Source organism: Bradyrhizobium sp. Leo170 (assembly GCF_004296405.1).
Lineage (GTDB): Bacteria > Pseudomonadota > Alphaproteobacteria > Rhizobiales > Xanthobacteraceae > Bradyrhizobium.
The window spans coordinates 1-426 of record NZ_PSRR01000884.1; the positions used below are offsets into that span (position 1 = coordinate 1).

General features: G+C 60.6%; 1 protein-coding gene. It reads right to left on the minus strand.

Annotated elements, in window-relative coordinates:
- Positions 1-426: transposase (locus CWO89_RS45225; protein WP_165421641.1), on the minus strand; the 426-nt coding region annotated here is incomplete at both ends.

Below are 426 nucleotides of genomic sequence, written 5' to 3' on the forward strand. Positions count from 1 at the left end.
CGAAGTCCTGTTTGCCGAAGCGGCCAGCAGCTTTGGCGCCCGAAGTCATCGGCTTCGGCAACGTCACCGTGATGTCGGCTTCCTCGCAGGCCCTGATCTCCTCTCCATCGTAATAGCCGCGGTCTGCGACGACTTCGAGCGCCTCGACAGCCATCTCGCCGCGCGCCTGTCTGGCCATGTTGGCGAGTTGGTGGCGATCGGTCCCCACGTTGGTCACCTCGTGAGCCACGATGAGATGATGCCGCGTATCAACCGCGATCTGCACGTTATAGCCAACGATCCCGGTGTCCTTGCCACTTGTCGCCATCGAGCGCGCGTCAGGATCGGTCAGCGAGATCTGCTTGTCCTCGCTCTTCATCATCTCCGCATTGATCGCGTTGAGCCGAACGATCTCCTCCTTGAGCTTCTCGATCTTGCCCTTCAACC